The sequence below is a fragment of the Coleofasciculus sp. G1-WW12-02 genome, assembly GCF_040219735.1.
Lineage (GTDB): Bacteria > Cyanobacteriota > Cyanobacteriia > Cyanobacteriales > Coleofasciculaceae > Coleofasciculus.
Genome location: NZ_JAVJRX010000017.1, coordinates 1 through 7,595 on the forward strand (window position 1 = coordinate 1; position 7,595 = coordinate 7,595).

Consider the following 7,595-nt stretch of genomic DNA (forward strand, 5'->3'; position numbering starts at 1 on the left):
ACTGTTTAACTTTTTGGTTCTAGAGCAGTAGACTGGCTATCGCATCTACTGGTAGGTCTTTAACACTTGCCGATAACGTAGTGCGCTTAGCACTTAGGCTGGTAAGCACAGCTTTAACTTACTTGGCTAAAGCTCCGTGTCCCTTCGCTTCGCTTATCGGGCAAGCTTTAGACCGGGGTTGCTTACAGAGTCAGTTTGGATGGAGGAGTGAGGACGAGTGAAGTACTCCGGCAAGCTCCGCTGAAGCCGGAGCTTAAATACTTTACCATGAGTTAGGTTTTCTCTTCTTTAACAAATGACAAATCATCCATTGAAGGTTAAAGGTTGCCAACTCAATTTTGATGTTTCCTCATGCCAATGCCATCGCAACAAATTAGCAGGTTGTCCAACCCCAATCCCTGGTAAACCGATCGCGTGCCGAGGTGACTCTGTTGCTAGGGCGATCGCACTCTCGATTCCACACAGTCCCCACTCTACCAAATTCTGCACTCCCACCAATAACGGTAAGGTGGTTCCCGCTAATGTACCATCCGTTAATCGTGCCGTACCCTGTTTCACTTCTATTTGACGCTCATCCCAAGGATAAATCCCATCACCTAATCCTAACGGCGCTAAAGCATCACTCACCAGAAACAATCCCGCTTCATACCCACTCGCTTGCAGCAGAATTTGTAACATTGTCGGACAAACATGCTGTCCATCCGCAATCACCCCACAGCGAACTTGAGGATGAGTTATGGCGGCACCGAGTAATCCGGGTTGCCGATGGTGTAATCCCGGCATCGCATTAAAGGCATGAGTTACCATTGAAGCACCTAAGGCAAAGGCTTCCTCCGCTTCAGCGGCTGTTGCTTGGGAATGACCTAAACTTACGGTAATTCCTAAAGAACGCACATACGCGATCGCCTCACCTGTTTCGTCTAACTCCGGCGCTAGAGTCATCACTTTGACCAGTTTGCCATAATCCCCCAAAACTTGCTTGACATTTTTTAGGGTAAGTGGTAATAAATATTCTGGAGGATGCGCTCCTCGCTTCTGAGGATGCAAGAAAGGTCCCTCCAAATGCACCCCCAAGATTTGCGCCATTCCCGGATAGTGGCAAGAGGTGGCTAAAAAATCAGCAATCACCGCCAGCGATTGTTGAATTTTCTGGATCGAGGTGGTTACCAAGGTGGGTAAAAACCCATCAATCCCCTGATTCGATAGAAATTGGCAAATATGCTGTAATTTCTGGCTATCCCCCAGAGTTAAATCAGGAAACGCCAAACCGAGCGCCCCATTAATTTGTAAATCGACCCCAGCTAAGGAGAGCCAATCTCCTGTAACATCGATAGTAGCGGCATCAGGAGCGATATAAGTCATGGGTGCGATCGCGGAAATTTTTCCCTCAGCATCAACCCTTACTTGTTGCAAGCCTTGATAACCGGGTACTCGTGCATTAATAATAATCATATTCTTTATAATTAATCCTGCATCATTTTAATTCAGGGAACTCTTAACAGGAAACAGCCAAACAGGACGAATGACAAATGACAAATAACAAACCCCAAATTGGTATTATCATGGGCAGCGATTCCGACTTGCCCACAATGCAGGGCGCGATCGCAATTTGTGAAGAATTCGAGGTTTCCTGCGAAGTCGCGATCGTTTCCGCGCACCGAACTCCCCAACGCATGGTAGACTATGCCCAAAGCGCTCATCAGCGTGGACTCAAGGTGATTATCGCCGGGGCTGGAGGTGCGGCTCACTTACCTGGTATGGTGGCGTCTCTGACACCGTTACCCGTCATTGGTGTTCCAGTTCCCAGCCGCCATTTACAAGGGGTGGATTCTCTTTACTCAATTGTGCAAATGCCAGCCGGAATTCCTGTGGCTACAGTAGCCATTGGCAATGCTAAAAATGCCGGGTTGTTAGCCGTGCAGATTTTGGCATCCCAGCAACCTGAGTTACTCGAACGAGTGCAGCAGTATCGCCAGAGTTTAACTCAATCGGTCATGGATAAGCAAGCGGCGCTAGAAAAATTGGGGTATCAACAATACCTGTCGCAGAATAATTAACTTCTTCTGTGAAGTTAAAAACCAATCGATACTTTATCTTTGACGAAACTATTAAAACCTGCTAATCAAAGAAAACCTCTTCCTTCTGATAGATTCAACAAACCGTTCAGGTTCCTTACCATCTGGGAAATATAAGCCAATACCTCTACTTTTTTATGGAAACTTATGATGTCATCATCATTGGTGCAGGTCATAATGCTTTAGTCTGTGCAGGCTATTTGCTCAAGTCAGGTTACAGCGTTTTGCTACTAGAAAAGCGCTCTATCGCAGGTGGAGCCGCTACAACTGAGGAAGCCATGCCGGAAGAAGCTCCCGGCTTCTACTTCAACCTCTGTGCGATCGATCACGAATTCATTCACCTAGGACCGGTTGTTGAAGAACTAGAGTTAACCAAGTTTGGGCTTGAGTATCTATACTGCGATCCCACTATTTTCTGTCCTCATCCAGATGGCAAGTATTTCTTAGCTCATCATTCCGTCGAAAAAACCTGTGCAGAAATCGCTCGCTATAACCAGCGTGATGCACAGAAGTATCAAGAGTATATGGACTTTTGGCATCGCCTTATTCAAGCCATTACTCCTATATTCAATGCACCCCCTAAATCGGTCGTTGACATTTTAGGGAACTATGGGTTGCATAACCTGCAAGATCTCCTTTCATTGCTAGGAGGTGTGGATGACACCCTAGACTTGATCCGTACCATGCTGACAAGTCCTAAGGACTCCTTAAATGAGTGGTTTGACTCAGAATTTGTCAAAGCCCCCTTGGCTAGACTTGCCTCTGAACTGGGGGCTTCTCCCGCAGAGAAAACGATCGCCATGGGTGCGATGATGATGGCACTCCGCCATGACCCTGGTACCGCCAGACCTCGCGGGGGTACGGGTGCATTAACCCAAGCGTTGGTTAAGCTGGTAAACCATCATGGAGGCACGATCTTATGTGATCAGCAGGTTGAGCAGATTTTAATCGGCAACAATGGACGAGCCGAAGCCATTCGGGTTGCAGGGGGTCAGGAGTATCGGGCGACAAAAGGGATTATCTCCAGCATTGATGCCCAGCGTCTATTCCTTCAGCTGATTGACCCAGCCGATGCCCAAGCGATCGCGCCTGAGTTAAACGAGCGGATCAAGCGTCGGATTGTCAATAGTAATGACGGCATTTTGAAGATCGACTGCGCCCTCTCAGAAGCGCCTCGTTTTGAAGCTTATGACCATAAAGATGAATATCTAATGGGGTCAGTGCTAATTGCCGACTCGGTCAATCAGGTAGAAGCGGCTCATAATTTGCCCATCATGGGACATATTCCTGAACAGGATATCTCTTTGTGGGTGGCTGTGCCGACAGTCCTCGATCCTTCGATGGCGCCAGAGGGCAAACATACTCTCTGGATTGAGTTCTATGCCCCCTATCAAATTCGAGGCGCTGAAGGGACGGGTTTATTTGGTACAGGTTGGACAGAGGAGCGCAAGAATCAAGTCGCAGATCGGATCATTGACAAGTTAGCCGAGTATGCACCAAACGTCAAAGATTCCGTTATTGCCCGTCGAGTGGAGAGTCCGGCTGACTTAAGCGATCGCCTGGGGGTTTACAAAGGCAATCATTACCACATTGATATGACCCTAGACCAGATGATATTCTTCCGTCCTCTACCCGAAATTGCCAATTACAAAACCCCGATTGACGGATTATTCCTGACGGGGGCAGGAACCCACCCCGGTGGCTCAATTTCCGGTCTACCTGGACGTAATTGCGCCCGCGTATTCCTCAACACCCAGCAACCTTTGAGCCAGAACCTTAAAGAAGCCGGAAACTGGCTTAAATCCCGATTTGAGTCTGTTTCTAAACTTGCACAATAAAGCAGTGATTGAATCCCATACAACCATTCGGAGAAAAACATGGAAACTAGAGATTTTCAAACTCAAAGCGAAAGCGTTCCTTATCCCAGTATTCCACCCCTCATCGATAGCCGAGAGACAGAATATCGGGGAACAGGAATTACCAGTTCTGTCGCGATTTTTGGTCACCCTATCCATCCAATTATTGTCATCTTCCCGATCGCGTTTTTGAGTGGTGTAGCGGGTACAGATATCGGTTACTGGCTAACCCGCGATGTATTTTGGTCAAGAGCCTCAGTTTGGCTATTGGGAGTGGGATTACTCTCAGCGATTGCCGCAGCAGTAGTGGGTATTGTAGACTTCCTGCGTATATCCAGAGCCCGTGAACGTAGAGCCGGTTGGGCACATGCGCTGCTCAATGTAGCGGTACTGGTGTTGAGTGGTGTGAACTTTTTCCTCCGATTGGGCAATCCAGTCACGATTATTCTTCCCGTAGGACTGATTATCTCGTTAATAGTGTCAATCTTACTATTAGCCAGTGGTTGGTATGGTGGTGAATTGATGTTCCGTCATAAGGTTGGTATCGTTGGTCCCGGTGAGACTCATGTCTCTTAATGCTAAAAAGATAAGGCAGGATCTACCTTGTGGCACATGAAGTTACTAACCATAACTCATACCATAAACTGGCGAATAATTTGAATAACGCAGCAGCGTTTAACAAAAGAGAAAATTCATTCAATAACACTAGGAGGTAGGAGTTTGACTACACTAACCCGAACGGCACAAGCACAATGGAATGGTGACTTGAAACGCGGCAATGGTCACATTAATGCATCAAGTCATATCCTCAACGATACTCCCTACACCTTTTCCACGCGCTTCGAGGATACCCCAGGTACAAATCCTGAAGAACTGCTTGCCTCTGCCCATGCTGCTTGTTATTGTATGGCGCTTGCCCATACCTTGACAGAAAAAGGCTATCAACCTGAAAGTCTGCAAACCCAGGCATTCTGCTCACTAGAATCCCAGGAAAATGGGGGATTCAAGATTACCAAAATGCGTCTAGCCACACAAGGACAAGTTCCTAACCTGGACAATACTCTCTTTGGGCAGATTGCCCAAGAAGCGGAGAAAGTTTGTCCGATTTCTAATGCCTTGCGTCAAAATGTAGAAATCGAACTTGATGCGGCTTTAACGTCATAATTCATGGTTTATAGTCCTTGAGTGATGCTCCCACGGTTACAGTCTGCCCACGCTAACTCATACCAAATCCGGGTTAGCCACCCCCGTTATCACCTAGTCCGCGTTAACGAAGCTTGCCGAAGCGTCGGCGGACGAAGGTGTGTGTAGCAGCGATTTTTCGTTCTGGGGCTAGATGCGATCGCAAAATCACAGCCGATATTCTGCTGATGCGGTAACGTCCCAGTTTGCCCTGGATATCAGAGACTCTCCCAAAAGAAATGCATACCTAAGAGACTATTGCCTTTAAGAAAATTAAACAAGAAAACCATTTATGTCAAGTTCAATTGAATTTAAACTACTCGCTCCTTATAACAAAAAAGCAGCCTTAATTGGGTCTTTTTCGGATTGGCAAGAAATTTCAATGGAGAAAGATGAAAATGGTTATTTCTGCACCAATGTTGATCTAGAAGATGGGGTTTATCACTATAAATTCCGAGTTCAGTCTAAAAGTTGGTCAAATGAACCCGATGAATGGGTAGAAATCATTGATCCATACGTCACTGAACTCACTCCAGATACAAAAAATGGAGTCGTTCGGATTAAAGGGGGCGAACGGATTGTTGATACCTACGTTTGGCAGAATGACGACAAACCCTTACCCGCAAACCATGAGTTAGTCATTTATGAACTACTCGTTTCCGATTTTTATCACAGTGAGGGTGATACTGAAAAGCGGGGACAGTACCAGGATGTTATTGCCAAATTAGATTACTTGCAGGAATTGGGAATTAACGCAATCGAGTTGATGCCAGTAAACGAGGCTCCTGGCGAGTATAACTGGGGTTATACTCCCAGTTACTTTTTTGCACCACAGCCCAACTACGGTTCAACAGAAGACTTAAAGCAGCTCATTGATGAATGCCACGGCAGAGGTATTCGGGTTATTTTAGACCAACTTTATAACCATTCCTCTGAAGAAAGCCCACTCCTGCAAATTGACCGGGATTACTGGTATTATCATGATCGTCACCATCCCGACGACCCCTTTTACTGGGGACCAGAGTTTGACTATAATCATTATGATGAACACCGAGACGCCATTCCTGCCCGCGATTTTATGAAGGCTGTCGTGCGGTTCTGGATTCAGGAATACCACATCGATGGCATTCGGTACGACGCATTAAAGCAACTGGATAACCGTGACTTCCTGAATGAACTGATTGAGGAAACGAAAAACGCAGTATTTTCCAAACCCTTCTACAACATCGGCGAACATATTCCAGAGAACCCCGATCTGATAAGTCCTAATGGACCGATGGATGGATGCTGGCATGACAATTTTTATCATCAAATTATACCCCATCTTTTAGGAGACGAGTTCAATCTAGAGCAGCTAAAACAGGCACTAGAACCTAAGCAACAAGGTTATCCCGAAGGTATTACTAAGGCAATTATTTACCTGAGTAATCACGACCAAAAACGTCTCATGCTTCAATTGGGAGAACATAGCATTCTTGATGATGCTGCTTTCAAACGAGCGAAGTTAGGGGCGGTTCTTTTAATGACAAGTGTAGGCGCTCCCATGCTCTGGATGGGTGAAGAGTTTGGCGAAGGCACAGACATCAATGTTGACGAAAAGAATCAACAACTAGAATGGTCGTTGTTAGAGAATGACCGGAATAGTGGTTTATTTGAGTATTACAAAGGTTTAATCGCACTACGCCAGCAAAATCCTGCGCTGCAAACTGGCAACCTTAAATTTTTCCATGACAGTTCTGATGGCAAAGTCTTTGCTTATGAGCGTTGGAATGATCAAGGTTCACGGGTGTTTGTTGTTGTCAACTTCTCCGAGCAGTATTTAGAAGGTTATCAAGTTCCTGATATTCCGGAAAACGGAACCTGGCACGAGTGGACAAGAGACTACGATGTGCAAGCAGAGGATAATCAGTTAACTATTGATGTAGGTGAATACGAAGCACAAGTTTTCGTCTGGCAGTAGCGTTGAAGCAAGAGGAGGCGATTGAAATCGCTGCTACAAAAACAAAGTCTGCCTGCGCGGACTAGATTATAACGGGAGTAGCTAACCCGGATTTAGTATCATTGTGCCCGTCCGCTCCCTCCAGCAGAAGCAGGCTCATGGAGGAGATGCAAACCACTCGTTTCATCCCCCGGTTGAAACGCGGGGGGCTTTCACCATCGCTATTTTGTCAAAAGATGCAAAAAAGCTGTAGGGTGGGCAATGCCCACCCTACGTTTTACCAAATATCTATCGGAGAACTAGCCGTTGATGCTAGGAGCCGTTAACGCTACGGGAGTAGCCTCACCAGCCGCCAAGTCTAAGGGGAAGTTGTGAGCGTTGCGCTCGTGCATAACTTCAAAACCTAAGTTGGCGCGGTTGAGTACGTCTGCCCAGGTGTTGACTACACGACCTTGGGAATCCAGAATCGACTGGTTAAAGTTGAATCCGTTGAGGTTGAATGCCATGGTGCTGATACCCAGTGCTGTGAACCAGATACCAACC

6 protein-coding genes and 1 pseudogene are annotated in these 7,595 nt (G+C 46.5%); 5 read left to right on the forward strand and 2 right to left on the reverse strand.

Translation table 11 applies throughout. The features are described 5' to 3' along the window. Positions 1-303: 303 nt before the first annotated feature. Entirely contained in the window at positions 304-1,452 is a 1,149-nt protein-coding gene (nagA, locus tag RID09_RS02455; RefSeq protein WP_446334367.1) for an N-acetylglucosamine-6-phosphate deacetylase, read from the reverse strand. 77 nt (positions 1,453-1,529) lie between these two features. On the opposite strand from nagA, the gene purE reads away from it, so the two are divergent. From purE to RID09_RS02480, 5 genes are all read left to right on the forward strand, one after another. Then, on the forward strand, positions 1,530-2,057 hold the full coding sequence (gene purE, locus RID09_RS02460; protein ID WP_446334368.1) for a 5-(carboxyamino)imidazole ribonucleotide mutase: 528 nt from the start codon (positions 1,530-1,532) through the stop codon (positions 2,055-2,057). Positions 2,058-2,212: 155 nt separating this feature from the next. Then, positions 2,213-3,913 (forward strand): beta-carotene ketolase CrtO, encoded by a 1,701-nt coding sequence (gene crtO, locus RID09_RS02465; RefSeq protein ID WP_446334369.1) that lies wholly within the window; start codon positions 2,213-2,215, stop codon positions 3,911-3,913. A 39-nt stretch (positions 3,914-3,952) separates the two neighbouring features. Continuing rightward, the gene (locus RID09_RS02470) at positions 3,953-4,507 is read left to right on the forward strand and encodes a DUF2231 domain-containing protein (RefSeq protein WP_446334370.1); all 555 of its coding nucleotides are present in this window, start codon (positions 3,953-3,955) and stop codon (positions 4,505-4,507) included. 144 nt (positions 4,508-4,651) lie between these two features. Then, entirely contained in the window at positions 4,652-5,095 is a 444-nt protein-coding gene (locus RID09_RS02475) for an OsmC family peroxiredoxin (RefSeq protein WP_446334371.1), read from the forward strand. A gap of 310 nt (positions 5,096-5,405) precedes the next feature. Then, a complete protein-coding gene (locus RID09_RS02480) occupies positions 5,406-7,073 on the forward strand; it encodes an alpha-amylase family glycosyl hydrolase (RefSeq protein WP_446334372.1) in 1,668 nt (555 codons plus the stop codon). A gap of 278 nt (positions 7,074-7,351) precedes the next feature. On the opposite strand, the pseudogene RID09_RS02485 reads toward RID09_RS02480, so the two are convergent. Next, positions 7,352-7,595, reverse strand: a pseudogene (locus tag RID09_RS02485) (photosystem II q(b) protein); the annotation flags it as partial.